Source organism: Clostridium acetireducens DSM 10703 (assembly GCF_001758365.1).
GTDB lineage: Bacteria > Bacillota > Clostridia > Clostridiales > Clostridiaceae > Clostridium_C > Clostridium_C acetireducens.
Window position 1 is genome coordinate 35,363 of the sequence record NZ_LZFO01000008.1, and the last position, 25,785, is coordinate 61,147.

25 protein-coding genes and 2 riboswitches are annotated in these 25,785 nt (G+C 25.6%); of the genes, 23 read left to right on the forward strand and 2 right to left on the reverse strand.

Translation table 11 applies throughout. The features are described from left to right. The first annotated feature begins 60 nt into the window (after positions 1–60). From CLOACE_RS03745 to CLOACE_RS03765, 5 genes are all read left to right on the forward strand, one after another. On the forward strand, positions 61–2,133 hold the full coding sequence (locus CLOACE_RS03745) for a cell wall-binding repeat-containing protein (RefSeq protein ID WP_070109710.1): 2,073 nt from the start codon (positions 61–63) through the stop codon (positions 2,131–2,133). A gap of 587 nt (positions 2,134–2,720) precedes the next feature. Then, positions 2,721–3,197 carry a response regulator gene (locus tag CLOACE_RS03750; protein WP_070109711.1) on the forward strand — a complete coding sequence of 159 codons (477 nt, stop codon included), beginning with the start codon at positions 2,721–2,723 and terminating at the stop codon, positions 3,195–3,197. 5 nt (positions 3,198–3,202) lie between these two features. Beyond that, positions 3,203–4,561, forward strand: a complete 1,359-nt coding sequence (locus CLOACE_RS03755) for a sensor domain-containing diguanylate cyclase/phosphohydrolase (RefSeq protein WP_070109712.1) — start codon at positions 3,203–3,205, stop codon at positions 4,559–4,561. A gap of 243 nt (positions 4,562–4,804) precedes the next feature. After that, positions 4,805–5,764, forward strand: a complete 960-nt coding sequence (locus CLOACE_RS03760; protein WP_070109713.1) for a hypothetical protein — start codon at positions 4,805–4,807, stop codon at positions 5,762–5,764. A gap of 808 nt (positions 5,765–6,572) precedes the next feature. After that, a riboswitch (glycine riboswitch) is annotated at positions 6,573–6,668 on the forward strand. 100 nt (positions 6,669–6,768) lie between these two features. Continuing rightward, the gene (locus CLOACE_RS03765) at positions 6,769–8,166 is read left to right on the forward strand and encodes an alanine/glycine:cation symporter family protein (protein ID WP_070109714.1); all 1,398 of its coding nucleotides are present in this window, start codon (positions 6,769–6,771) and stop codon (positions 8,164–8,166) included. Positions 8,167–8,416: 250 nt separating this feature from the next. On the opposite strand, the gene CLOACE_RS03770 is transcribed toward CLOACE_RS03765, so the two are convergent. Then, positions 8,417–9,337: a transposase gene (locus tag CLOACE_RS03770; protein ID WP_070109715.1), complete on the reverse strand. Its 921-nt coding sequence runs from the start codon at positions 9,335–9,337 to the stop codon at positions 8,417–8,419. Between the two features lie 203 nt (positions 9,338–9,540). Here CLOACE_RS03770 and CLOACE_RS03775 point away from each other — a divergent pair, with 203 nt between their 5' ends. The 15 genes from CLOACE_RS03775 (at position 9,541) to thiE (ending at position 21,835) form a co-directional block, all read left to right on the forward strand. Next, the gene (locus CLOACE_RS03775) at positions 9,541–9,969 is read left to right on the forward strand and encodes a MarR family winged helix-turn-helix transcriptional regulator (RefSeq protein ID WP_070109716.1); all 429 of its coding nucleotides are present in this window, start codon (positions 9,541–9,543) and stop codon (positions 9,967–9,969) included. 35 nt (positions 9,970–10,004) lie between these two features. Next, positions 10,005–11,339, forward strand: coding sequence for an MATE family efflux transporter (locus CLOACE_RS03780; RefSeq protein ID WP_070109717.1), 1,335 nt, complete (start codon positions 10,005–10,007; stop codon positions 11,337–11,339). A 158-nt stretch (positions 11,340–11,497) separates the two neighbouring features. Continuing rightward, positions 11,498–12,505 carry a methyl-accepting chemotaxis protein gene (locus CLOACE_RS03785; protein WP_070109718.1) on the forward strand — a complete coding sequence of 336 codons (1,008 nt, stop codon included), beginning with the start codon at positions 11,498–11,500 and terminating at the stop codon, positions 12,503–12,505. Then, positions 12,502–12,822, forward strand: a complete 321-nt coding sequence (locus CLOACE_RS03790) for a DUF2325 domain-containing protein (RefSeq protein ID WP_070109719.1) — start codon at positions 12,502–12,504, stop codon at positions 12,820–12,822. Before CLOACE_RS03785 ends, CLOACE_RS03790 begins: the two co-directional genes overlap by 4 nt. A gap of 4 nt (positions 12,823–12,826) precedes the next feature. Further along, positions 12,827–13,099: a hypothetical protein gene (locus CLOACE_RS03795; RefSeq protein ID WP_070109720.1), complete on the forward strand. Its 273-nt coding sequence runs from the start codon at positions 12,827–12,829 to the stop codon at positions 13,097–13,099. Positions 13,100–13,102: 3 nt separating this feature from the next. Continuing rightward, complete coding sequence (locus CLOACE_RS03800) at positions 13,103–13,705, forward strand: DUF3793 family protein (protein WP_070109721.1); 603 nt, start codon at positions 13,103–13,105, stop codon at positions 13,703–13,705. A 92-nt stretch (positions 13,706–13,797) separates the two neighbouring features. Then, positions 13,798–14,034, forward strand: coding sequence for a FeoA family protein (locus tag CLOACE_RS03805; protein WP_070109722.1), 237 nt, complete (start codon positions 13,798–13,800; stop codon positions 14,032–14,034). Next, positions 14,034–14,312 (forward strand): FeoA family protein, encoded by a 279-nt coding sequence (locus tag CLOACE_RS03810; RefSeq protein WP_084027540.1) that lies wholly within the window; start codon positions 14,034–14,036, stop codon positions 14,310–14,312. Before CLOACE_RS03805 ends, CLOACE_RS03810 begins: the two co-directional genes overlap by 1 nt. A 16-nt stretch (positions 14,313–14,328) precedes the next feature. After that, positions 14,329–16,371 (forward strand): ferrous iron transport protein B, encoded by a 2,043-nt coding sequence (feoB, locus tag CLOACE_RS03815; protein ID WP_070109723.1) that lies wholly within the window; start codon positions 14,329–14,331, stop codon positions 16,369–16,371. A gap of 486 nt (positions 16,372–16,857) precedes the next feature. Further along, on the forward strand, positions 16,858–17,529 hold the full coding sequence (locus CLOACE_RS03820; RefSeq protein WP_070109724.1) for a response regulator transcription factor: 672 nt from the start codon (positions 16,858–16,860) through the stop codon (positions 17,527–17,529). A gap of 12 nt (positions 17,530–17,541) precedes the next feature. Then, positions 17,542–18,192: a HAMP domain-containing protein gene (locus CLOACE_RS03825; RefSeq protein WP_070109725.1), complete on the forward strand. Its 651-nt coding sequence runs from the start codon at positions 17,542–17,544 to the stop codon at positions 18,190–18,192. 537 nt (positions 18,193–18,729) lie between these two features. Beyond that, a riboswitch (TPP riboswitch) is annotated at positions 18,730–18,839 on the forward strand. 83 nt (positions 18,840–18,922) lie between these two features. After that, complete coding sequence (gene thiW / locus CLOACE_RS03830; RefSeq protein ID WP_070109726.1) at positions 18,923–19,417, forward strand: energy coupling factor transporter S component ThiW; 495 nt, start codon at positions 18,923–18,925, stop codon at positions 19,415–19,417. A 21-nt stretch (positions 19,418–19,438) separates the two neighbouring features. Then, positions 19,439–20,260, forward strand: coding sequence for a bifunctional hydroxymethylpyrimidine kinase/phosphomethylpyrimidine kinase (gene thiD / locus CLOACE_RS03835; protein ID WP_070109727.1), 822 nt, complete (start codon positions 19,439–19,441; stop codon positions 20,258–20,260). 110 nt (positions 20,261–20,370) lie between these two features. After that, positions 20,371–21,210, forward strand: a complete 840-nt coding sequence (gene thiM / locus CLOACE_RS03840; RefSeq protein ID WP_070109728.1) for a hydroxyethylthiazole kinase — start codon at positions 20,371–20,373, stop codon at positions 21,208–21,210. Beyond that, positions 21,200–21,835, forward strand: coding sequence for a thiamine phosphate synthase (thiE, locus tag CLOACE_RS03845; protein ID WP_070109729.1), 636 nt, complete (start codon positions 21,200–21,202; stop codon positions 21,833–21,835). Before thiM ends, thiE begins: the two co-directional genes overlap by 11 nt. Before the next feature lie 386 nt (positions 21,836–22,221). Here thiE and hsp18 read toward each other — a convergent pair whose 3' ends face one another. Then, the gene (hsp18, locus tag CLOACE_RS03850) at positions 22,222–22,662 is read right to left on the reverse strand and encodes a heat shock protein Hsp18 (protein WP_070109730.1); all 441 of its coding nucleotides are present in this window, start codon (positions 22,660–22,662) and stop codon (positions 22,222–22,224) included. Positions 22,663–23,031: 369 nt separating this feature from the next. Here hsp18 and CLOACE_RS03855 point away from each other — a divergent pair, with 369 nt between their 5' ends. The 3 genes from CLOACE_RS03855 (at position 23,032) to CLOACE_RS03865 (ending at position 25,707) form a co-directional block, all read left to right on the forward strand. After that, positions 23,032–23,622: a GNAT family N-acetyltransferase gene (locus CLOACE_RS03855; RefSeq protein ID WP_070109731.1), complete on the forward strand. Its 591-nt coding sequence runs from the start codon at positions 23,032–23,034 to the stop codon at positions 23,620–23,622. A gap of 690 nt (positions 23,623–24,312) precedes the next feature. Next, entirely contained in the window at positions 24,313–24,966 is a 654-nt protein-coding gene (gene ppaX / locus CLOACE_RS03860; RefSeq protein ID WP_070109732.1) for a pyrophosphatase PpaX, read from the forward strand. 12 nt (positions 24,967–24,978) lie between these two features. After that, positions 24,979–25,707: a YdcF family protein gene (locus CLOACE_RS03865; protein ID WP_070109733.1), complete on the forward strand. Its 729-nt coding sequence runs from the start codon at positions 24,979–24,981 to the stop codon at positions 25,705–25,707. The last annotated feature ends 78 nt before the right edge of the window (positions 25,708–25,785 follow it).

Genomic DNA, 25,785 nt, shown 5'->3' on the forward strand with positions numbered 1-25,785 from the left:
TGAAAATAACATATGTTATAATAAATAATAAAATACTAAAATTAAAAGAGGGGATGTCAGTTGAAAAAAAATAATATTATAGTTTTTATTTTAATAACAATTTTGTCTATTTTGCCCTTTAATACAGTAAAAGCAAATTCAAAAACCTATGAAATAAAAAGAATTTATGGAGAAGATAGATTTGAAACATCTATAAATATAAGTAAGGAATTTGGAAAAGTTAATAATGTAATAATAGCTAATGGGTACAACTTTCCAGATGCTTTATCTGGCAGTAATATTTCAAAAAAGTACAATGCACCTATACTATTAGTTGGAAATTCTGTAGAAGAAAGTGGAAAAACTTTAAGTTATTTAGAAAATTATTTAGATAAAAATGGAACTATATATATTTTAGGGGGAAATGCTGCGGTAAAAGAGGAATTTATATATGCTTTTAAAAATAGAGGATATAAAAATATAATAAGGCTGGGAGGAAAAGATAGGTTTTCAACTAATAAAGAAATAATTGAAAATACTAATACAGCAAAGAATACACCTGTAGTTTTGGTAAATGGATACAATTTCCCAGATGCTTTAAGTATATCTAGTATAGCAGCAGAAAAAGGATATCCTATAATAATAACACCAGCAGACAAATTATCAAAGGAAGGCATAGAAATAATAAAAAAAATTGAACCTGAAAAAGTATATTTAATAGGTGGAGAAGCTGTAGTAAAAAACTCTTTAAAAGATAGTATTAAAAGCATAATTCCCAGTATAAAAGAAGAGGATTTTATAAGAATAGGCGGAGTAGATAGATACGAAACTTCTTTAAATATATGCAAAACATTTAATTTTAAAAGTGAAGATTTTATATTAGCTAGTGGCAAAAATTTTCCTGATGCTTTATCAGGTAGTGCTTTAGCTTGCAATTTAAAAGCTCCTATAATTTTAACAGATGGAGAAAGTATAAATATTCAAAAGAAATATTTAGATGAAGAAAATTACAAAAGAGCTAATATATTAGGAGGACAAGCTTCTGTAAGTATTTATGTAGAAAGAAGTTTAAAATATGAAAGAGAATTTACTAAATATGAAATAAAAGAAAAAAACAATAATTCTGTAGTAGATATACAAGTATTTGATAAGGAAGGTAAGCCTTTGGCGGAAGGCAGCGGTTTTATTGTTTCTGAAGAAGGCAAAGTAGTTACTAATTTTCACGTTATAAAACAAGGATACTTTGCAAAAGTTACTATGGAAAATGGAGAAAAATATAATGTGCAGGGCGTATGTGGCTATAGTAGAGAAAAGGATATAGCTGTTTTAAAAATAGAAGGAGATAATTTTACTAAAGTTAATTTAGGAAATTCAAAAGATATTCAACTATCAGATAGAGTTATAGCTATTGGAAATCCAGGTGGTTATAAAAATGTGGTTACAGAAGGAATAGTGAAAGGCATTAAAGAAAGTGCTCTTAGAGAAGGGAAAGATATAGAATCTACTGCATTTATAAAACCAGGAAGTTCTGGAGGGGCTCTTTTTAATGAATATAATGAAGTTATAGGAATAACCTATGCAGGGTATGAAGCGTTGAAAGGAGGATTTTCTATTCCTATTGATGATGTAAAATACATTATAGAAAAAAATAATTTAATTAGTTTAAGTAAATTTAATGAAGAAGTGCAATTATCTCATGATAAATTTGCAAATTATTTAAAAAGCAAGTATAAAGGCTATAATTTAAATGGTATATTTGTACCTATAGACAGTTATAATATTACAGAAAGCCAGGATGGAGAAAGTATATTGATTATTATGAACATTTACGGAAATGAAAATAAAGAAAAATTTTTAAAATCTCTTCTTCCAAAAGGTACCAATACTTCTCCTAAAATGTATATAAATAATAAAAAATTTATTGAAGATTGGGTTAATAATATTTATAAAGAAGTAAAAAATAAATATAAAAATAAAGATATATTAGGTTCTATTTATTGTTGTTTCACTTTAAATAACTATCCAAGTTTTAACTACTACAAAGTAGAGTATGATTATATTAATGGCAAGTGGAATGTGTCAGATTGGATTTTAATGTTTTACAATAATGAAGAAGATAAATATGAAGTTAAATGGGATCCTTATAATAACTAAAATATAAATGTTTTTAAAGTACATTCACTAATATATAATATAGTTTGTTCAATAAAAAATCATTGATATAATTTAATATAAAAAATAATCTGTATAAAAATAATAAGGCAGCTTCATAAAGAGAGTTTGGAAATAATTTGAATGAATTTTAGAAAATCTTAGAAGAAAAAATAAAAAAACTCCGTAATTCATCACAGGACGTGATGAGCCAATTTCCGCCCCAAGGACGGGGCATAAATTGGGTAGGAGTTTTTTTATTTTTTATTCTTAGAGTTTCTTAATGAAATGACTTATTTCCAAACTCTCTTTATGAAGCTGCCTTATTATTTTTATACAGATTATTTTTTATATTAAATTATATCAATGATTTTTTATTGAACAAACTATATTATATATTAGTGAATATACTTTTTTAAGTGGAGAAATTAATATTATTGAAAAGCCAGTACTATGAGAGTATAATATGTAAAAGAGTGCAAAATTATCTATATCTATTGTAATAATGTGTAAATTTTTTATATAATATAATTATAATTTTGTATTTGTGGATATTAATTACTTCTATTTTATAAAGGAGGAGTATTAAAGTGTCTTTTGAAAAGGGGAATAATATTAAAATATTAGTAGTAGGAGATAATATAACATTAAATAAAATAATTTTAGATATACTAAATAAAAAAGGTTTTTATGTTAAATGCGTTTTAAATGCTGAAGATGCCTATGCTTTTATAAAAAACAATTATAAAAATACAGCAATGATTTTAGATTATATACTACCCTCTATAAATGCCAGTGAATTTATAAGAAATTTAAAAAATAAGGGATATAATATACCTTTTATAATGATGACTTCTAATAGTGATAGGGATACTATTTTAGAAATGATGAAATTAGGAGCATATGACTATATTATAAAAAATGATAAATTTATATCTAGTTTTCCTTCTGTGGTTTATAAATTTATTGACAAATTAGAAATGGAAATGAAATTAATAGCATCGGAAAATAAATTAAAGGAAAGAGAAAAAAATTTAGATTACTTACAGAAAATGCTCAAGATATAATATATATGCTTAAATTACATCCTAAAATTAAATTTGAGTATTTAAATTTTGCTGTAAAAGAAATATTAGGATATAATTCTAAGGAAATTTATGATAACCCAAATATTATTTTTGATAAATTATATTATAAAGGTAAAAAATTTAAAAAAGAGGATTTATTTAATAACATAACTCCTGATTATAAAAATCCAGTAATATTAACTTGTATAAGCAAAAATGGAAACAAAGTTTGGCTAGAATTTAGAAATGTACCTACTTATGAAAACAACAATCTAATTTTTATAGAAGGAATTGCAAGAGATATTACAAGGCATATTTTAATTGAAGAAAAATTAAAATACATAAGTTTGCATGATGGACTTACAGGACTTTATAATAGAAATTATTTTGAAAATTTAATAAATAACTATGATAGAAATAATACACCTAATGTAGGAATTATTATGTGTGATATAGATGGACTTAAAATTATAAATGATACTTTAGGTCATTCTGAAGGGGACAAGATATTAATAGAAGCAGCTTTAGTTTTAAAAAATGCTTGTAGTAACAAATACCCTGTAGCTAGAATAGGTGGAGATGAATTTGCTATATCTATAGAAAATTGTACTGATAAAAAAATAGAAAATTTAAATAAGAATATACAAAATTCTGTAGATGAATATAATTCTAAAAATTTAGATTTCCATTTAAGTATTTCTACAGGATTTTATTTTAGAAAAGGCTTTTCAAAACCTATGAATGAAATATTTAAAAAAGCAGATAACAATATGTATAGCAATAAGTTAAATAGAAAACAAAGTAGTCGAAATTCTATTATAAAAACTTTAATGAAAACTTTAGAAGTTAGAGATTTTATAACAGAAGGTCATGCAGAGAGAATGAAGGATTTAGGATTTAAATTTGCAGTGCACTTAAATTTACCAACTAAAACTGTAAATGATATATGTCTTTTAGCTCAATTTCATGATATTGGGAAAGTGGGTATAAATGATTCTATATTAAAAAAATGTGGTCCTTTAAATGATTTAGAAAAAAATGAAATGAAGCGTCATTGTGAAATAGGATATAGAATTTCAAATTCATCTAAAGAATTAATGCATATTTCAGATTTAATATTAAAACACCATGAATGGTGGAATGGATATGGTTATCCTCTTAAAATTAAAGAAGAAGATATACCTTTAGAATGTAGAATAGTTTCTATATTAGATGCTTATGATGCTATGATAAGTGATAGACCTTATAGAAAAGCAATGAAAAAAGAAGAAGCTATAAAAGAGCTTATAAAATTTAAAGGAATACAATTTGATCCTAATTTAGTTGAAAAGTTTATTGAAATGGTGAAAAAAGAAAATATATAAAATAGCATTTAATTTGTAATAAATTTGTAATATTATATTAATAATTTTGTTAATAATTAAAAGCAAATATAATTTATTATAAAATCAAAAGCTTTTGTAAAAATTTTTGATTTTATACTAAGATTACTCACTATAATGCTTATTTAATACAGTTTATATACTTGAATAATAATTTCTAAGCATAGTTTGGAATTAAAATTCTAAATTAGGAAAAGAAATATTTTTACGACATGAGGTGGAGAAATGATAAAAAAAAGAGTATTTACTATTATATTTGCAATTGTTTTTTCTTTAATACCTAATAATAAAAATATAAAATCAGCATCAATAAACTATAAGTCTATAAAATCAAATTATATTTCTAGAAATAATGTAAATTCAAAAAAATATTTAGATATAAAAACTTATGATAAAAGCAATCAAAGCAATCATCCCAAAGTAATTTTTGTAAACAAACCTTGGAATGGATATAGATATTGGATGTCTTACACTCCTTATCCCTTTTCTAAAAGCCAATTTGAAAATCCAAGCATTGTAGTTTCAAATGATGGTGTAAATTGGATAGTTCCTAAAGGATTGAGACAACCTTTAATAAGTCCGCCTTATGATGCAAAGTTTGGTGGACACTATAGTGATTCTAATTTAGTAATGAATAGTAATAATAATACAATGGAGCTATGGTATAGGTATAATAAAGGAACTAAAATGTATAATCCTGATGGTTCTATAGATTATATATATAGAGTTATATCAAAAGATGGAATAAATTGGTCTAAACCTCAACTGGTATATTCAGGAAAAGAGCTTTGTATTTCTCCAGCAATAATTTATGAAAATAATAAATATAAAATGTGGTATGTAACTTATATGCCTAGAATAAAAATTAGATATAGAGAAAGCGTAAATGGTGTATTATGGTCTAATTGTAAAGATATAAATATTAAGTATGATAAGGATTGTTATCCTTGGCATATAGATGTTACAAAAACTGAAATAGGATATGAAATGCTTATAAGTAATTATTATAAATCTTTTGGCAATAATATTTTATCATACACTCTTTCTAAGGATGGATTGAATTTTAACAAAACAGTAGATATTATATATCCTTCTAAAAACATTAATGCATGGGATAATAAAATGATTTATAGATCTTCTTTAGTTAAAGTAAATGGATTTTATAAGTATACTATTCTGCGGTAGACTATAAAAATAGATGGCATATTGGTTTAATAGAAGGAAGGGCTTTAAATATATTAAGAGGTGAATAATATTAACAAAGTTTTAACAAAGTTTAAATTAAAAACAATAAATAATTTTATTAAGAATATAGCAATAAAAGCAAAGAGTTTATTTTATATGTAAATAACATATAAAACATATAGATTTATAAATTTTCAAAAAAACATGTTTATTTTTTCTTAAAAATATGATAAAATTTTAACAAGAAATAAATTTATATGCATAATAAATATATGCTGCTAACATTTAAGATATTTTCTTTGTATTATAGTAATTTAAATTTATTTAATTAAAAGCGCTTAAATTTTCTGAATAATCCTCGTTTTTATTAATGAATAAACATTAATATTTCTTCCTCAAAACTTAGAAGAAAATTTTAAATTAGGGCTTTGTAATATAATACAAATGAAATTTATCATAACATTATAATAACTTCAACAAAACCCTAGGTGATATTACCTAGGGTTTTTAGTATAAAGTTCTAAAGTTCGGGGACGGTTAATTAATTATTGAATTAAAAATTTAGCGAAATCAAGGGACGGTTAATTAGTTATTAATTAATTCTTAATTCAATAATTAATTAACCGTCCCCATTTTCATAAAAATAATATAGTAAAAAATTTTATTTTTAGTATTGAATTTATAAAAAGTCTATGTTATAATCAAAGTCAATTAAATACGAATTCGAATGAAAGTAACAGGAGAGAGACTAAATGTCCACCGAAGAGGCGAATCTTTCAGGTATCACTTATGTGATAAGACTGTTACTGGACGAAACTCTGGAGAGACTCGAAAGAGCACCGAAGGAGCAAGTGAGTATATTATTACTCGCGAAACTCTCAGGTAAAAGGACAGAGGCGCTTTAGAAAGTAAATCCAGAGGCCTATTTTGCATAAAAATGGTCTCTTTTTATTTTTCTATTGACAGCTGTCCTGTAAAAATTATTATACAGGAGGAACGGACTTATGGAAAACTTAATTCAAATCTTTAGTAAAATTGATTCTATACTATGGGGAGCACCTCTACTAATTTTATTAGTAGGTACAGGAGTGTATTTAACTATACGACTAGGATTGCTTCAAATAGTAAAGCTTCCTTTAGCTTTAAAACTTTTATTTGCAAAAGATGATGATGCTAATGGAGAAGGAGATGTATCTAGTTTTGCAGCACTATGTACTGCATTAGCAGCTACTATAGGAACAGGTAATATAGTAGGGGTAGCTACAGCAATAAAAGCTGGAGGACCAGGAGCACTTTTTTGGATGTGGGTAGCAGCATTCTTTGGAATGGCCACTAAATATGCAGAAGGACTTTTAGCAGTAAAGTACAGAGAAATTGATAAAAATGGACAAATGTCTGGAGGTCCTATGTATTATATAGAAAAGGGACTAGGTATTAAATGGCTTGCTAAAGCATTTGCTGTATTTGGTATAGGAGTTGCATTTTTCGGAATAGGAACATTTCCTCAAGTTAATGCAATTACAGAATCATTTAATGTAGCTTATGGAATACCTATTTTAATTTCAGCAGCAATAGTATCAATTTTAGTTGCTTTAGTAACTCTAGGTGGATTAAAAAGCATAGCTAGAGTTTCAGAAATTATAGTACCTTTTATGGCGATATTTTATGTAATAGCATCTATAGCAATATTAGTAATTAATGCAAATTTAATACCAGCAACTTTTGGGCTAATATTTAAATCAGCTTTTAAACCAACAGCTGCAATTGGAGGATTTGCAGGAGCAACTGTAAAAATGGCTATACAAAATGGTGTAGCAAGAGGAGTATTCTCAAATGAATCTGGATTAGGAAGTGCACCTATTGCTGCAGCAGCAGCAAAAACAAAATCTTGTGTTAGACAAGGTCTTATATCAATGACAGGAACTTTCTTTGATACAATAGTTATTTGTACTATGACAGGAGTAGTACTTGTAATGACAGGAGTTTGGAATTCACCAGATTTAGCAGGAGCATCAATGACTAATGCAGCTTTTTGTAAAGGACTTTTGATGCCATCTTTAGGAAAAGCTATAATTAGTATAGGACTAGCATTCTTTGCTTTTACAACTATACTTGGATGGAATTATTATGGTGAAAGATGTACAGAATATCTATTTGGAGTAAAAGGAATAATACCATATAGAATTATATTTATAGTACTTGTTTCTTTAGGAGCATTCTTAAAATTAGATTTAATATGGATAATTGCAGATATAGTAAATGGACTTATGGCAATACCTAACTTAATTGCTATAGTAGGATTAAGTGGTGTTATTGTAAGAGAAACAAAAATGTATTTTGATAAAAAAGTAAAAGAAGAGTATAAAGAAATAGAAGAACTAAATGTAGCTTCAGGAAAATAAATGGGACGGTTAACAAATATATAGGTATTGTTATAAAAAGCCATTGACATGTATAATTGTCAATGGCTTTTATTAATAAGAAAATAGTATATAATTTAGTTAATAATTAATTATTATATATAGTTTAAATTAAAAATTAAATAATTTCAAATAGCTTGTCTAATTTATTAGTATTAAAATTAAATGAACTGTATTTTTATAAAAATTTTTATTCTAAAACAAGGCAATATGAATAATTATTAAAATAAAATTAAGAATAGGAATTTATAAAATCAAAAATGATGTTTTTGTATTTGTTTTCCATAAGATAGAATCCTTTATTGCATAAATTAGAAATATGAGAACAAGTTATATTACCTAAAGTATGGCAAATTTGTTTATATGAAAAATTACAAAGAGATCTCATTAATAAAGCACATAAGCATCTAAAATTGGTTAGTTTTCTATTATATTTTATATTTATATAATTTGAGTTTATTTTAAGATAGTTAGAAGTAAAATCTATTATTTTATTAGGAGAAATATTTCTTATAATAGGTTTAAGTTCGCTTCTATATTCTGTTTTTATATTTAATTGCTCAAAATCATTGAAATTAGAATTATTTTTAGGATCAAGTCCAATTCTAGAATAAACAAAATTTTCATATAATTTTTTGGACAATGCAATATTTAAACTAAATTTTTTAAGTATAAAATGTGTATCTATATTCAAATATCCATTAGATTTGTTAGAAATGTAATCCTTAAAACTAGAAAATTTATATTTGTCTACATTATTTTTATATTTAAAAATATCCTTAGGATTATTATGTATATAAGCAGATAAGCATAATAAATATTTATCATCCTTTATTATAATAGATTTAAATCTTTCAGCAAAAACTGGACCATGTCTATCATATTTTTTGTTATAATATCTAGCGTAACATTGATTTATATTATGCATAAACTTGCTTATATCTGCACCATTTGAGTTAATAATAAAATGAGCATGGGTATTCATTAAACAGAAAGAATAAACGTTAAATAAAAATATTTTTTTGTATTTATTCATTAAATTTAAATATCTTTTTTTATCTAAATTATTTCTAAATAATTTTATTTCTTTTATACTTCTCACTATTACATGGTAAACTCCATTTGATATTTTTATTCTAGCAGTTCTAGGCAAAAAAACACATCCTTTATATTATTTATTTTTAATTATTAACTAATAGTATAAAAATTAATCAACACTTTTTTTATTTATATTAGATTAATAAAATTTGATTAAATAAAAAAACATCCCAAAAATTAATTAACCGTCCCCAAATTATTGACATAAAAAAAATATTGATATAAAATAATTTTATATTATTTAGGAGGCTAAACAAAATGAACTGTGAATTTGATAAATGGGTTGGATATTGGATAAAAATAATATTTAGAAACATAACAAATTTACACAATAAAAATCTAGAAAAATACAACATTACTAATTCTCAAATAGCAGTACTAGCTATATTATGGAGAGAAGATGGATTAACACAAAAGGAAATAGGAGACAAAATTCAAATAAGACCTGCATCTTTAACGGGTTTAGTAAATAGTTTGCTAGACAAGAAACTTATACTAAGAAAGCTAGATGAAAAAGATGCAAGAAATAAAAGACTATATTTAACAGAAGAAGGTGCAAAATTAAAATCTGTAAGTTTAGAAATAATAAATAAATTAGAAGAAACACTAGTAAAAGGATTTAGCAAAGAAGAAAAGCAACTTTTAATATATTGGCTTAAAAAGATTTATAATAATTTAGGAACCTAAATTATTAATATAATGTAATATTGGAGGAGTATATAATGGATCATTCAAAGCAATTAGCTACAGAAAAAGTTAGCAAGTTATTAATTAAATTTTCTATTCCTGCTATTGTAGGAATGTTGGTAAACGCACTATATAATATAGTAGACAGAATATTTATAGGAAATGGAGTAGGAGCCTTAGCTATTTCAGGACTTAGCATAACATTCCCTATTGTAATAATTATAATGGCTTTTGGTATGCTAGTGGGCATAGGTTCAGCAGCAAGTATTTCCATAAAGCTTGGAGAAAATAAAAAAGATGAAGCAGAAAAAATATTAGGAAATGCATTTATACTATCTATAGTAGTATCTATAATAGTAACAATATTAGGATTTATATTTATGGATGATGTATTAAAATCCTTTGGTGCTAGTGATAAAACCATTTATTATGTAAAAGAATACCTTTCCATAATATTAATAGGAGCAGTACTTCAAAACATAGGTTTTGGACTTAATAATATTATACGTGCTGAAGGAAATCCTAAAGTTGCCATGAAAACAATGTTAATAGGTGCTATAACTAACACAATTTTAGACCCTATTTTTATATTTATTTTCAAATTAGGAATAAAAGGAGCAGCATTAGCTACAATTATTTCCCAAGGAATAAATGCCATTTGGGTATTAAATTATTTTGTAAAAGGAAATAGCACATTAAAATTAAAAACTGAAAACTTCAAATTAAACAAAAAAATAATCATAACTATATTCAGTATAGGTATGTCTCCATTTGCTATGCAAATAGCAGCTAGTTTTGTAAATGTAATATTAAATAAAAATTTAGTTAGATATGGAGGAGACTTTGCTATAGGAGCTATGGGAATAATAAATAGCATATCTATGTTAATATTAATGCCTATATTTGGTATAAATCAAGGTTCACAGCCTATTATTGGCTACAATTATGGTGCAAAGCAAAATGAAAGAGTTAAAAAAACATTAAAAGCTGCTATATTCGCAGCTACTACCATTGCAACTTTTGGATTTATATTAGTAGAAACTATTCCAGATGTGCTAATTAAAATATTTAGCAGCGATAGTGAACAATTAATAGATATAGGAACTAAAGGTATAAGAGTTTTTCTATTTATGCTTCCTATAATAGGATTCCAAATAGTATGTTCTAATTATTTTCAAGCTATTGGAAAAGCTAAAATATCTATTTTGTTATCCTTATCCAGACAAGTTATAGTTTTAATTCCCTTATTACTAATATTACCTAAATATTTAGGACTAAAAGGAGTTTGGCTTTCTGCACCTATTTCTGACATAACAGCATCGCTACTTACAGCAGTATTTATATTTAAAGAAATGAAAGACTTAAAATGACCCCATGTGTGTAAAAAATGGAAAAAGGTATACGGTAACAATTACCGTATACCTTTTTCCATTTTTTACACACATGGGGTCTTGACAAAAATAAAAAATTATTGTATAGTCTATATGAAAATGATTATCAATTTCATACAATTTAGGAGTGAAAACTAATGATAAAATTCTTAAAAAAATATTCTAGAAAACTCAACAAATTCAATACTTCACCTAAAACACATAAAATTGAAAAAGAAGAATTTAATTATGAAGAAAAAAGGTTACCAGAAGAAAATGATTATGATAATTTAAATAAAATAATTAAAAAAAATAAAATACAAAATTCAGATACAATTTTTGATTCTGTGAAAAATATTGTAAAAAAAATTAAAGAAAGTTTAAATATACAAAAGGCAAAATCTAAGGAAGGATTTGAAAAAATATGCAATTTAGCAAATGAAATAAACAATATAACTTTAAATGCAGAAGAAATAAAAATTAAGTGTGATAAATGCAGAGAGGATAAAGACTTAGGTGTATGTGAAATACAAAAATTAGATGAAACATTTGAAGCTAATAAAAATAGTATAAAGGATTTAAAAAACAATATAGAGACTTTAATGGTGAAGTCTGAAGCTATAGGAAATATATTAGAGACCATAGGGGCTATATCTAAAAAAACTAATATTTTAGCATTAAATGCAGCTATAGAAGCGGCAAAAGCAGGAGAAGCTGGAAAAGGATTTTCAGTAGTGGCAGATGAAATTAGAAAATTGGCAAAGGAAACAGTAAAAGCTTCTGAAAATATAAAAGGCATTGTAATAGAAATTCAAAAGGAAATAGATAGTACTAAGAAAAATATGGATAAAGAAAGAAATATGATAAGTAAAGCAGGAAACGCTTTAAATACAGTTAGTAATACTTTTGAAAACATAGAAGAGTCTATTTTGGATACTACTTTTGGAGTAAACATACTATATAGACAAATAGAACAAATAAACGAAAACAACAAAGCTGTATTAGAATTTTTTCAAACTAATGAAGATATTTATAATGAATTAGAAGTATGTGGGGATAAAGTAGAAAACTATATTGAAAATTATAATAATAATATAAAAAGTTTTTTTGATGAATTTCAAAATCTAAAAAATAAAAAAGTAAAAATTAAGGGGGAAGTAGTGTGAGTGTATTAGTAGTAGGCGGAGATAAAATAGACAATATTAAAGAAAATTTGAAAGATGTAGGTTTTGACAAAATAAAACATGTAAGTGGAAGGAGAAAAAAGCATAGACAAGTTCAAATTCCTGCTAATATAGATTTAGTATTAGTACTTACAGATTTTATAGGACATAAAGTAGCTGAAACTATAAAAAATCAATCAAAAAGTTCGGATGTAAAAATTATATATTCAAAACGCTCTTGGATAAATATTGAGAAATCTTTAAAAAATGATGGTTGGATAAATTATGGTAAATACTTTAATATAAAAAAAAGGAGATGATTTTATGATTATTAGGCTTTTAAAAGAATTTTCTAAGAGTAATAGCTATTCAAAATACAATACATCTAAAAAATTAGGTGTTTCTCCAGAAATTGTAGATGCTATGTTTAATAAGCTAATTTCTCTTAACTATATAGAAAAAGTGAAAAATTATAATTGTAGCGGAAACTGTGGTTTAAATTGTTCTAAAAATGGTTGTAGTTGTGGCACAAGTGGCGAACTTGTGAGTATGTGGAAAATTACATCAAAAGGCAAAAGTGCTTTAAAAAGGATGTAGCCTATGAGTAAACATATAATAAGTAGATTTATTAATACTATAAGCAAAAAAGATGATAAGGAATATTTATTTGCAATACTTTTATATTTTATAGCACCAACTATTCATGGTGTAAAACCTTCTACTATTGTAACTTTAAAACATCAAGGAAGAAATTTAAATAGTCTTTGGAATAAACACAAAGAAGAATTTAAAAACAGTTATAATGTAGAATTTTATGAAATAAAAAGTGATAATGAAAGCACTACTATACTTTTTTATCATTTAGAAGAACTTACCAATACTTTAAAATGTAATGAAAACTTAGTTTTTTTAAATAAATTTGGATACACAGAAGATATGACAGTAGAAGAATGTATAGAATATTTGAAAAGCAGATTTGATTTTAATGGATGTCCTCATGAAATGGGAATATTTTTAGGAATACCTATAGAAGATGTAATTACTTTTATGGAAAATCCAGATAAAAAGTGTGTTATGTGTGGCTATTGGAAGGTATTTAATAATGTAGAAAAGGCAAGAAAAAAGTTTTATGATTATGATAAATCTAAAATTAAAATTATAAGAAATATATTAAGTAGTGACATAGAAACATACTCAGTTTAATAAGGCAATATATGCAGCATATTAAAGCATGTATTTTTTTATAAAATATAATTGATAATGAATATCGATATCACATAAAAGGAGGAGTAGGTGTGGGTGACTTAACATTAAGCGATGTAGATGTAAACACTACAGTAAAAGTAGTTAACATTAAGCCAGGAAGTAAAGTAAAAAGAAGATTAATGGATATGGGAATCATACGAGGAACAAAAATCAAAGTAGAAGGAAAAGCCCCTTTAGGAGATCCAATTTCAATTATAATAAGAGGATACCATTTGACATTAAGATCTAATGAGGCAAAAGACATTTTAGTAAAGGGGGAAGTATAGTGGAGTGTAGAGGATTTGGAAGAAGAAAAAGAGGAAACAGAGGAAATAGATTTAAAGGTATGCCTTTAAATTTAGCCACTAGAGGTACTAGGGTTAGAATAGAGTGTATTATGGGAAATGAAAATATAGTTATAAGGCTGAAAGAAATGGGACTAATTAATGGAAAAATAATAAGTATAGCCAAAAATGATGTAGGCTCTTTAATATTAGGATTAGATGATAGTAGAATAATTTTAGCAAGAGGTATGGCTTCAAAAATATTAGTAAGTGAAATATAAATAGGAGGTAAGAGATATGGAGAAAGTAATAGCTTTAGTAGGCAATCCAAACTGTGGAAAAACAAGTCTATTTAATGCCCTTACTGGTGCCAAGCAGCATGTGGGAAACTGGGCAGGTGTTACTGTAGAAAAAAAAGAAGGAAAGCTAAATTTTAATGGTGAGGAAATAACTGTAGTAGACTTGCCAGGAACATATAGTTTAGGAGCGTATTCAGAAGACGAAAAAGTAGCTAGGGATTTTATATTAAAAGACAAGCCTTCTGTAATTATAAATGTAGTAGATTCTACAAATATAGAAAGAAATTTATACTTAACTACTCAACTTTTAGAAATGAATGCTAATGTAGTTTTAGCTGCCAATATGCTAGATGAAGCTAAAAATAAAAATATAGATATAAATATTAAGGAATTATCTAAAAAGCTAGGAGTAAAAATTTTAGGCACAGTAGCTACAAAAGGTGAAGGAATAAAAGAACTTATAGAAGAAACAGTAAAAGAAGCAGAATTAAAAGAAAAGGGTAAACGAGAATTAAATTATGGAGAAGATTTTTATAAATATGCAAAGGAAATAAAATTATTACTTTTACAAAATAATATAAATATAGGTTATCCTTTAGAATGGACAGCCATAAAATTATTAGAAAATGATGAAGATATAATAGAAGAAGTAGGAAAAAGAGAAAAAGGTGAAAATGTTATACACTATTTAAAATCAATTCAAGAAAACATAGAAAAAGAATTAGCTATGGATTCTGAAACTTTAGTAGTAGACAAAAGATATGAGTTTATATCTAATATTACAGATGAGTGTGTAAAGAGAGAAGAAGAATATAAAGAAAATATATCAGATAAGATAGATAAAGTAGTAACAAATAGGTGGCTTGGAATACCTTTATTCGCTATTATAATGTTTTTTATGTATCAAATAACAATGCAATTTGGAAATGAATATTTAGGTGGATTTGTAGCAGATGGATTTGAATCTTTAGGTGAAAGTTTAGAAGCATATCTTACTGCTAATGGAGCTCCAGAATTACTTATTTCTTTTGTAAGTGATGGACTTATAGGAGGAATGGGATCAGTTTTAGAATTTGTACCTTTAATATTTGTTATGTATTTCCTTATATCTATATTAGAAGACAGTGGTTACATGGCAAGAGCAGCTTATGTTATGGATAGATTTATGACATCTATTGGTCTTCACGGAAAAACAGCTATTTCTATGATTATAGGAAGTGGATGTAATGTAGCGGGAGTAATGTCTACAAGAACTTTAGAAAGCAAAAAAGACAGAATGATAGCTATATTAATAAACCCTTTTATATCTTGTACAGCAAAACTTCCAGTATATGCTCTTTTTGCAGCAGCATTTTTTGGTGGCAAAAAAGTAGGACCTTTTTCATCTAGTGGTATAGTAATATTTTCACTTTATGTATTAGGAATATTAGTAGCTATAATAATGGGAAAAATATTTAGTAAAACTTTATTTAAAGGTGAAAATTCTTACTTTGTAATGGAACTTCCTCCTTACAGAATACCTACAGCTAAAAGTGTATTTATACACATGTGGGAAAAAGCAGGAGCTTTCCTAAAAAAAGCAGGAACAATAATATTTGGAGTTGTTGTAGCTGTTTGGATACTTTCAAATATTCCTTTTGGAGTAGAACCAGCTTCTGAGTATAGTGTATTAGGAAGAATTGGAGGATTTATTGCACCTATTTTCAAACCAGCAGGTTTTGGAACTTGGCAAGCAGGAGTATCTTTATTTACAGGAATTTTAGCAAAAGAAACTATAATAGCTACTTTAGGATCAGTTTATGCAGCAGGAGAAGGTGCACAATTAACACAATCTATTCAACAAATATTTACTCCACTTAGTGCTTATGCATTTATGGTTATATCACTTTTATATACTCCTTGTGCAGCAACTATAGGTACAATCAAAAGAGAAACAAACTCCGGAAAATGGGCTCTTTTTGTAGCAGCTTATACTTTTGCAGTAGGTTGGTTAGTAGCAGTTTTAGTATATCAAGTAGGAAGACTTATGGGACTTAACTAAAAATCAATTAAAATAATGAAAAATAAATGAAACAGCTTAAAATTTTCAGGCACATAAAAAATATATAATGCCTTCACTGTACTTTGCAAATAAATCATTGCATTAAGAGACTCTAAGCATTAAAAATGGAAAAACTCCTACCCAATTTATGCCCCGTCCTTGGGGCGGAAATTGGCTCATCACGTCCTGTGATGAATTACGGAGTTTTTCTATTTTTAATACTAAGAGTCTCTAAAATTTATTCAAATTATTTGCAAAGTACAGTGAAGGCATTATATATTTTTTATGTGCCTGAAAATTTTAAGCTGTTTCATTTATTTTTTATAGAGTATCCATGTTTATTTGCCTAATATATGTATTAATATGATATTATAAATATATAAATCTGTTAGAATAAGGATAGTATAGACTATCCTTATTCTATATGAAGCCCTACCCTTGTGGTAGGGGAGGTTTGCTGATAAAACTATTATTAAGGAGATAACTATGAAAGAAAAAATATTAATAATTGAAGATGAAAAAAAATTAGCTCATGTTATGGGTCTTTATTTAAAAAAGGAAGGTTATGATGTTTTTTATGCTTATGATGGGCTAGAAGGTGAAGAATTTATAGAAAATAATAGTTATGATATGGTTATACTAGATATTATGATGCCTAAAAAAGATGGATGGTCTTTACTTAAAAAAATAAAGTCTATATGTAATGATACAAAAGTAATATTAACTACTGCAAGAGGTGAAGAAGATGATAGAATATTTGGATTAGAACTAGGTGCAGATGATTATATGGTTAAACCCTTAAGCATGAGGGAATTAGTTTTAAGAGTAAATTTAAGAATAAAGACTAAAACTAATAATGTAAATAATACTTTAATTTTTGATAATTTAACTATAAATCAATCTAATAGAGAAGTTTTAGAAAATAATAAAAAAATAAATTTAACTCCTAAGGAATTTGAACTTTTATTATTTTTATGCAAAAATCCTAATCAAGTCTTTAATAGAAGTGAAGTTTTAGATAAAATATGGGGGTACGATTTTATGGGAGATACTAGAACTGTAGATACTCATATAAAAAATTTAAGAGAAAAAATTAAATTTTGTGCAAATCACATAAAAACTGTATGGGGAGTAGGTTATAAAATTGATATAAATTAAGAGGTTTTAATTATGAGTAAATTAACTAAAAAATTAATTAAATATTACATTTATATAATAACTGCAACAATTATACTATGCTTTATAGGCAGTAGTTTATTTTTGTCTAAATTTTATTTAAATCAACAATATAATGAATTAAAATCTTTAACAGAAGATATACATAATTCTTTAGAAAAAAAAGAAAATATCTATATTAATTCTAATATAAAGGTATTTTTAATAAAGGATAATTCTGTAATACATATATCTAAAGGAAATATGGCTTTAATGCACTTTATGAGAAATATTGATTTTACTTCTTTAAATACTAAAGGCAAAATAACTACTGCTAACAATGATTCTTTTATGTATTATAATTTAAAAACTTCTATAGGAAACATATTGGTTTTTAAAAATTCTATACCTTACAAGCAGTATTTAAAAATAACTTACATTATATTAATATCTGTATTTATTATTTCTCTATTTCTTTCTATACCCCTTACTTCTTATATAGGCAAGAAATTATCTTATCCTATTTTACAACTAAAAGACATTTCTGAGGAAATAGCTAAAGGTAATTTTAATGTAGACTTAAAATTAAAAACAAATGATGAAATAGAGGATTTATATAACTCCTTTAAATTTATATTATGTGTACATAATAAACTAAAATTATGATATATATTTGTGATAATTGTGATGAAATTGTGAAATTTAATTATCATTATGTTGTTGAATAAAAAATTACTGATATAATTTGAATATAGAAAATAATTAAAAATAATTTGTATAAAAATAATAATACAGCCTCATAAAGAGAGTTTGTAAATAATTAGAATAAATTTTAGACACTCTTAGAATAAAAAATAAAAAAACTCCGTAATTCATCACAGGACGTGATGAGCCAATTTCCGCCCCAAGGACGGGGCATAAATTGGGTAGGAGTTTTTTTATTTTTTATTCTTAGAGTGTCTTAATGAAATGACTTATTTACAAACTCTCTTTATGAGGCTGTATTATTATTTTTATACAAATTATTTTTAATTATTTTCTATATTCAAATTATATCAGTGATTTTTTATTCAACAATATAATGATAATTAAATTAGGATTTTCACTTTATTTTTTAAGAAGAATGAAACAGTAGATATTTTTTTAATAATATGAATACATTGACATATTAATATAGTAATGATAGTATAAACTTAAATGAATAATTAAACACAGGGGAGCTGATTAGGCAGCTGAGAGTAAGAAATTTAATTCTTTGACCCTAGTTACCTGAACTGGATAATGCCAGCGTAGGAAGTGTAGGGGTAATATTAGTTTATAACACAATTCCTTCTGGGATTGTGTTTTTTGGTTTCTAGGCATTGCCTATTATGCTTCTTTAAAAGGAGGAATAATTATGAAAACTAAAAAATTAACTTTTTCAGCTCTTATGATAGCTATTGGAATAATAGCAGGAAATTTAATTTATATACCTGTAGGTATATCTAAATGTTTTCCAGTACAGCATATTATTAATATTTTAACAGCAGTAGCTTTAGGACCAGCTTATTCTGTAAGTATTGCTTTTGCTATATCTCTTTTAAGAAACATGCTAGGTACAGGCTCTTTATTAGCTTTTCCAGGAAGTATGATAGGAGCTTTTTTAGCAGGGTATATTTATAAAAAAACTAATAAAAATTTATATGCTATACTAGGAGAAGTAGTAGGAACAGGTATTTTAGGAGCTTTAGCTGCTTATCCTATAGCAAAATTTATAATAGGAAAAGATGTAGCAGTATTTTTCTTTATGATTCCTTTTTCCATAAGTACTATAGGAGGAAGTATAATTGCATATTTATTACTAAAAGTAAATGAAAATGTAAAAATACTTAAAAATTTTGGAATTAAGTAATTAATAAGGAGGACTTTTAAAATGAAAAAAGTATTAACTATAGCAGGCTCAGATAGTAGTGGAGGAGCTGGTATTCAAGCAGATTTAAAAACTTTTTCTGCTCATGGAGTCTTTGGAATGAGTGTTATAACAGCAGTTACTGCTCAAAACACTCAAGGAGTATGGGCAGTAGAGGATATGTCTAAAGAGATTATAGGAAAACAAATTGATGCTATATTTGAAGACATTGAAGTGGATGCTGTAAAAATTGGCATGGTTTCTAAAATTGAAACTATAGAAATAATTGCTGAAAAATTAAAACAATATAAACCTAAAAATATAGTATTAGATCCAGTTATGATTTCTAAAAGTGGTTTTGATTTATTAAGACCGGAATCTAAAAAAGCTTTAATAGAAAAACTAATACCTTTATCTACATTAATAACACCAAATATTCCAGAAACAGAGGCTATTTTAAGCAAAATAAATAACAAAGAAGTAGAAACTATAGAAGATATGAAAAAAGCAGCTAAAGACATATACACTATGGGACCTAAAAGTGTATTAATAAAAGGTGGACATTTAAAAGGAGAAGCTATAGATATATTATATGATGGGAAAAATATTAGTGAATTTAAAAATGCTAGAATAAATACAAAAAATACTCACGGCACAGGTTGTACATTGTCTTCTGCTATAACTTCCAATTTAGCTTTAGGATATTCTATGAAAGAATCAGTAAAACTAGCTAAAGAATATATAACTGTAGCTATTGAAAACTCTCTTGATATAGGTAAGGGCGTAGGACCTACTAATCACTTTTACACTTTATACAAAAAAGCAGGTATTTTAGATTTAAAATAAAAATATTAAATATTATTGATTTATTATGACTTATTAAATAATATTTAGGTAACAGTAACATATATTATAAGAAAAATTATACATGTAACAAATGAAAGGTGGCTTTAAAATTGGAAATTAATAAAAAAATAGGAGAAGCCTTAAATAGTATAAAAAATAAAAAACCTTTAGTACATCATATAACTAATTATGTAACAATAAATGATTGTGCCAATATAACTTTAGCCTTAGGTGGCTCACCTATAATGGCAGAGGAAAAAAAAGAAGTAGAAGAAATGGTATCAATAGTTTCAGCTTTAGTTTTAAACATAGGAGAATTAAGTGAAAGAATAGTAGAATCTATGATAATTGCAGGTAAAAAAGCCAATGAATTAAATATTCCTGTAATTTTAGATCCTGTAGCAGTAGGGGCTACTAAATATAGAAGTAGTGTAATTAAAAAATTCATAAAAGAAATAAAATTTGCAGTAATAAGAGGAAATGTATCGGAAATAAAAGCTATAGCAGGAATAGAAGGAAAAACTAGGGGTGTAGATGCTTGTAGTGAAGATACTCTTTCAAAAGAAGAAAATTTAATAAAAGCTAAAAAATTAGCAGAAGAATTGAGTAAAAAATTAAAAACTGTAATAGCTATAACAGGAGAGGTAGATATTATATCTAATGGTGATAAAACCTATTTTATAGAAAATGGAACAGAATTATTATCTAAAGTTACAGGTACAGGTTGTATGTGTACTTCACTAATAGGAAATTATTGTGGAGCAAATAAAAATTATTTATTAGGTGCTTTATCTGGAGTAGCCACTATGGGTATAGCAGGGGAAATAGCTAAAGAAAATATGTTAAAAAAAGATGCAGGTATAGGTACTTTTAAAGTGGAATTGATGGATGCTATTTATAAGTTTTCACTAAAAGACATAGAAAATAGGGGGAATATTTATGAAAAATAATGTAGACTATAGTGTTTATTTAGTTACAGATAGGGATATATTAAAAGGAAGAAGTTTAGAAAAAGCTGTAGAAGATGCTATATTAGGCGGAGCAACTTTAGTACAACTTAGAGAAAAACATGTATCTAGTTTAGATTTTTATAAAGTAGCTTTAGCTGTAAAAGAAATTACAAGTAAATATAATGTACCACTTTTAATAAATGATAGATTAGACATTGCCTTAGCAGTAGATGCAGAAGGACTACATATTGGACAAAGCGATATTCCAGCAGATATAGCAAGAAATATTTTAGGAAAAGATAAAATACTAGGAGTTTCAGCGGGAACTATAGAAGATGCTTTAAAAGCAGAAAAAGATGGAGCAGATTATTTAGGTGTGGGTGCAATATTTAAAACTAATAGCAAAGACGATGCAGACCACACTAGTATAGAAACTTTAAAAGAAATTAAAACTAAAGTTAATGTTCCTATAGTTGCTATAGGAGGCATAAGCAAATATAATTTATCAGAATTAAAAGGAACTAATATAGACGGAGTAGCAGTAATCTCAGCAATTTTAGGTGGAGAAGATATAAAAGAAACAACAAAAGATCTTAAAAAAGAAGTTTTAAAAGCATTAAAATAAAAAATCAATAGATTGTTGAATAAAAAATCATAAATATAATTTGAATATAGTAAATAAATAAAAATAATCTGTATAAAAATAATAATACAGCCTCATTAAAGAGAGTTTGTAAATAATTTGAATGAATTTTAGACACTCTTAGAATAAAAAATAAAAAAACTCCGTAATTCATCACAGGACGTGATGAGCCAATTTCCGCCCCAAGGACGGGGCATAAATTGGGTAGGAGTTTTTTTATTTTTTGTTCTTAGAGTGTCTTAATAAAATGACTTATTTACAAACTCTCTTTAATGAGGCTGTATTATTATTTTTATACAGATTATTTTTATTTATTTACTATATTCAAATTATATTTATGATTTTTTATTCAACAATCTATTGATTTTTTATTTAATATCAATTTTAATTCTTTTATCATTGCCTTTATTTATTTTAGGAAGAACAATTTTTAAAACACCGTCATTAAAGGAAGCAGATATTTTACTTTCATCTACATTATCTATATAGAAACTTCTTTTGAATTCTCCATAGCGTCTTTCACGTCTAACATAATTTTCATTTTTATCTTCCATAGAATCATTTCTTTTTGCACTAATTGTTAAATAGTTATTGTTAAATTCTATATTTATATCTTCTTTTTTAATTCCAGGTAAATCAGCTGCCATTAAATAGTTTTCATCTGTTTCTTTTATATCTACATTAATATTTACTTGTAAGTCACCCATGGAAGAAAAGAAATCATCATTAAAGAAATTTTTAAAAAATGGTGAAAATACATCCTGCTTATTAGTTACATTATTTCTTCTAAAAGGAATCATATCAAACATTCTAAAAACCTCCTATTTTATTTGATTAATATATTTTACTTTATGTTTTAAGTTTGTATTTATATTATAACCATAAAGTCAAAGAAAGTCAAAGTCTATAAGTCAAAGAAAAATGGAATTATATTAAAATAATAAAAACAATATTTATATAATTTGTTTTAATTCATTTTTTTTATAATTCTAAGTATTATAGAGGAGAACAAACATTTATTAAGATTATTTAATGAACAAGATTCTCTATTTATGCTAACGTGTTTAATCCTATTTTATTCTCTAAAACCACTATTAGAGCCATTTGAGAAAATTACACTTATATAGTATAATATAAACGTATGAGTATGTGTTCATATGAAGTAAGGAGGTTTTATTATGGAGCTGAGAAAAGCTCACAAAAGGGATGCAAAAGAAGGATCTTATTTAATTCATAGAGCAGTAGGAGAATTAGCTAATTCTGTGTTTAGCTCTAATGATGATAAAAAAATAAGAAATTTTTTATCACAATTATTTATGAAAGGCAAAAATAGGGTAAGCCATGAATATGCAGATGTAATAGAATGTGATGGGAAGGTAGTGGGACTTGCTCTTTCTTATCCGGGATATGTAATGGAAAAATTAGATAAGCCTATACTTGAGTTTTTAAAGGGAATGTATAAGGAAAATCCTAAAAAGTATAAAGAAAATGTTATGCCTATAATGAATGTAGAAGAAGCAGCAAAAGATGAATATTATTTAGATTCTTTGGCAATTAGTCCTAAATACTCAGGAAAAGGTTTTGGAAGTAGTTTAATAAAAAATGTAATTAAAAGGGCTAAAGATTTAGGATTTAAAAAAACTTCTCTTATAGTAGAAGTTAATAATAAAAATGCAGAAAAGCTATACAAAAAATTAGGCTATAAAAAGCAAGAAAAAGTTATAATGAAGGATATAGAGTTTTATAGAATGGTAAAAAGCTTATCTTAAATTCTAATATTCATTTCTTAGTTAAATATCAATTATTCAATTAAATAACTGCAATTGGTAATATGAAATTTACACATTAAATATTTATATTTTGTATAAATATTAGCATTTGAAATTCTTTATTTAGTTTCAAATTACAAATTGCAGTTATTTTAATGTAATTTAGTAAAAGGTAGTATAATTTGAATATAGAAAATAATTAAAAATAATTTGTATAAAAATAATAATACAGACTTATAAAGAGATTTTGTAAATAAGTTATTTTATTAAGACAATCTAAGAACAAAAAATAAAAAACTCCTACCCAATTTATGCACCGTCCTTGGTACGGAAATTGGCTCATCACGTCCTGTGATGAATTATGGAGTTTTTTTATTTTTTATTCTAAGAGTGTCTTAAATTTATTCAAATTATATCAATTTAAAATACAAACATTGCCTTAAAAAAGTACTATTTATAAAAACTAAAATGCTATGTATAGGGTTCTACAGGTGTGGAAAGTATATTAATATTTATAATAGTAGGATTTAATTTAATGCAATTATATTTTTTTTATAGGTTTATGGTATAATAAAACTAAAATGGGGTGGTATACCCAAATGTTTTATGAAACAAGACATCAAACCTATTATGAAACCATTAAAATTTTAGAAAAAAAATAGTACAAGTAGCTAGGAAGGTGAGATTATTTTGATTAAAGCAGTTTTATTTGATTTAGATGGAACTTTAATTAATACTAATAGTGCTGTAATAGAAAGTTTTAAGTATACTTTTAAGAAACACTTAGGAATAAAAATACCAGAAGAAGAAATAACAAAAACTTTTGGGGAACCTTTATATGATGTTATGGAAAGATACGATAAAGAAAATGCTGAATTAATGGTAAACATATACAGAGAGTATAATGAAAAAATACATGATGAATTTGCTAAAAGTTTTAATGGAGTAGAAGATGCGTTAAATATATTAAAAAGCAAAGGTTTAAAATTAGGAGTGGTTACTTCTAAAAGAAGGGATATGGCAGAAAGAGGACTTAATTTGTTTAATATTAGTAAATATATGGATATAGTAATAACACCAGAAAATACAAAAATGCATAAACCTAAAGGAGAACCTGCTTTAAAAGCTTGTGAATTATTAAACATATGCCCTGAAGAATCTCTAATGGTAGGAGATAGCCAAAATGATATTTTGTGTGGAAAAAATGCAGGATGTTATACTTGTTTAGTAAAATATACAGCTGTTCCTTTAGAGCATGTTATGAAGTATAAACCAGATTATGTTATAGAAAATATGTTAGAAGTGGTAGATATATGCTTAAATACTAGCGAAAAAATAAGTTAAGGAGATGCATATATGAAAAGCATAAAAAATAAATTTTTTATTTTTATGGGAAGTTTAAGCATTATCTATAGTATAGGGCTTTTAATTTTTAATATTACATTTTATTGGTTTTGGATAGCTTTAGGAATATTATTCATTATACTAGGATTTATTGAATTTAAAAGTATAAAATACAATAAATTTTTAAATTTAGTTTTTTTAATTGCAGTTGCATTATTTATAATAATAGAAAGTGGAATTATATATAATAGCTTTAAAAAAGATAAAATTAATTGTGAGTATGTAATTATACTAGGAGCAGGATTAAAAGGAGATAAAATGTCATTAACTCTTTATCAGAGAATGAATGAAAGTCTTCAATATATAAATTCTCATAAAAATTCTAAAATAATACTTTCTGGTGGAAAAGGTAAAGATGAAAAAATATCAGAATCAGAAGCTATGAAAAAGTTTTTGATACAAAAGGGTATTAAAGAAGATAGAATAATAAAAGAAGAAAATTCAAAGAATACATTTGAAAATTTTAAATACTCAAAAGCTATTTTAAAAAATTTAGGTGAAGAGAATAAGAAAGTCATGGTAATAACAAGTGATTTTCATATGTTTAGAGCTAAATTTTTAGCTAAAAGAATAGGTATTAAAGTCTATGGAATACCTGCTAAAAGTCATTATTTATTATTTCCTAATTATTGTGTAAGAGAATTTTTCGGATTTGGAAAATCCTTTATATTTGATAAGTAAAAGGTAGGATATTTGCATAAAAAAATGAATTAAAAATAATAAGCCCAGTAGTCATAAAGAGAGTTTGTAAATAAGTTA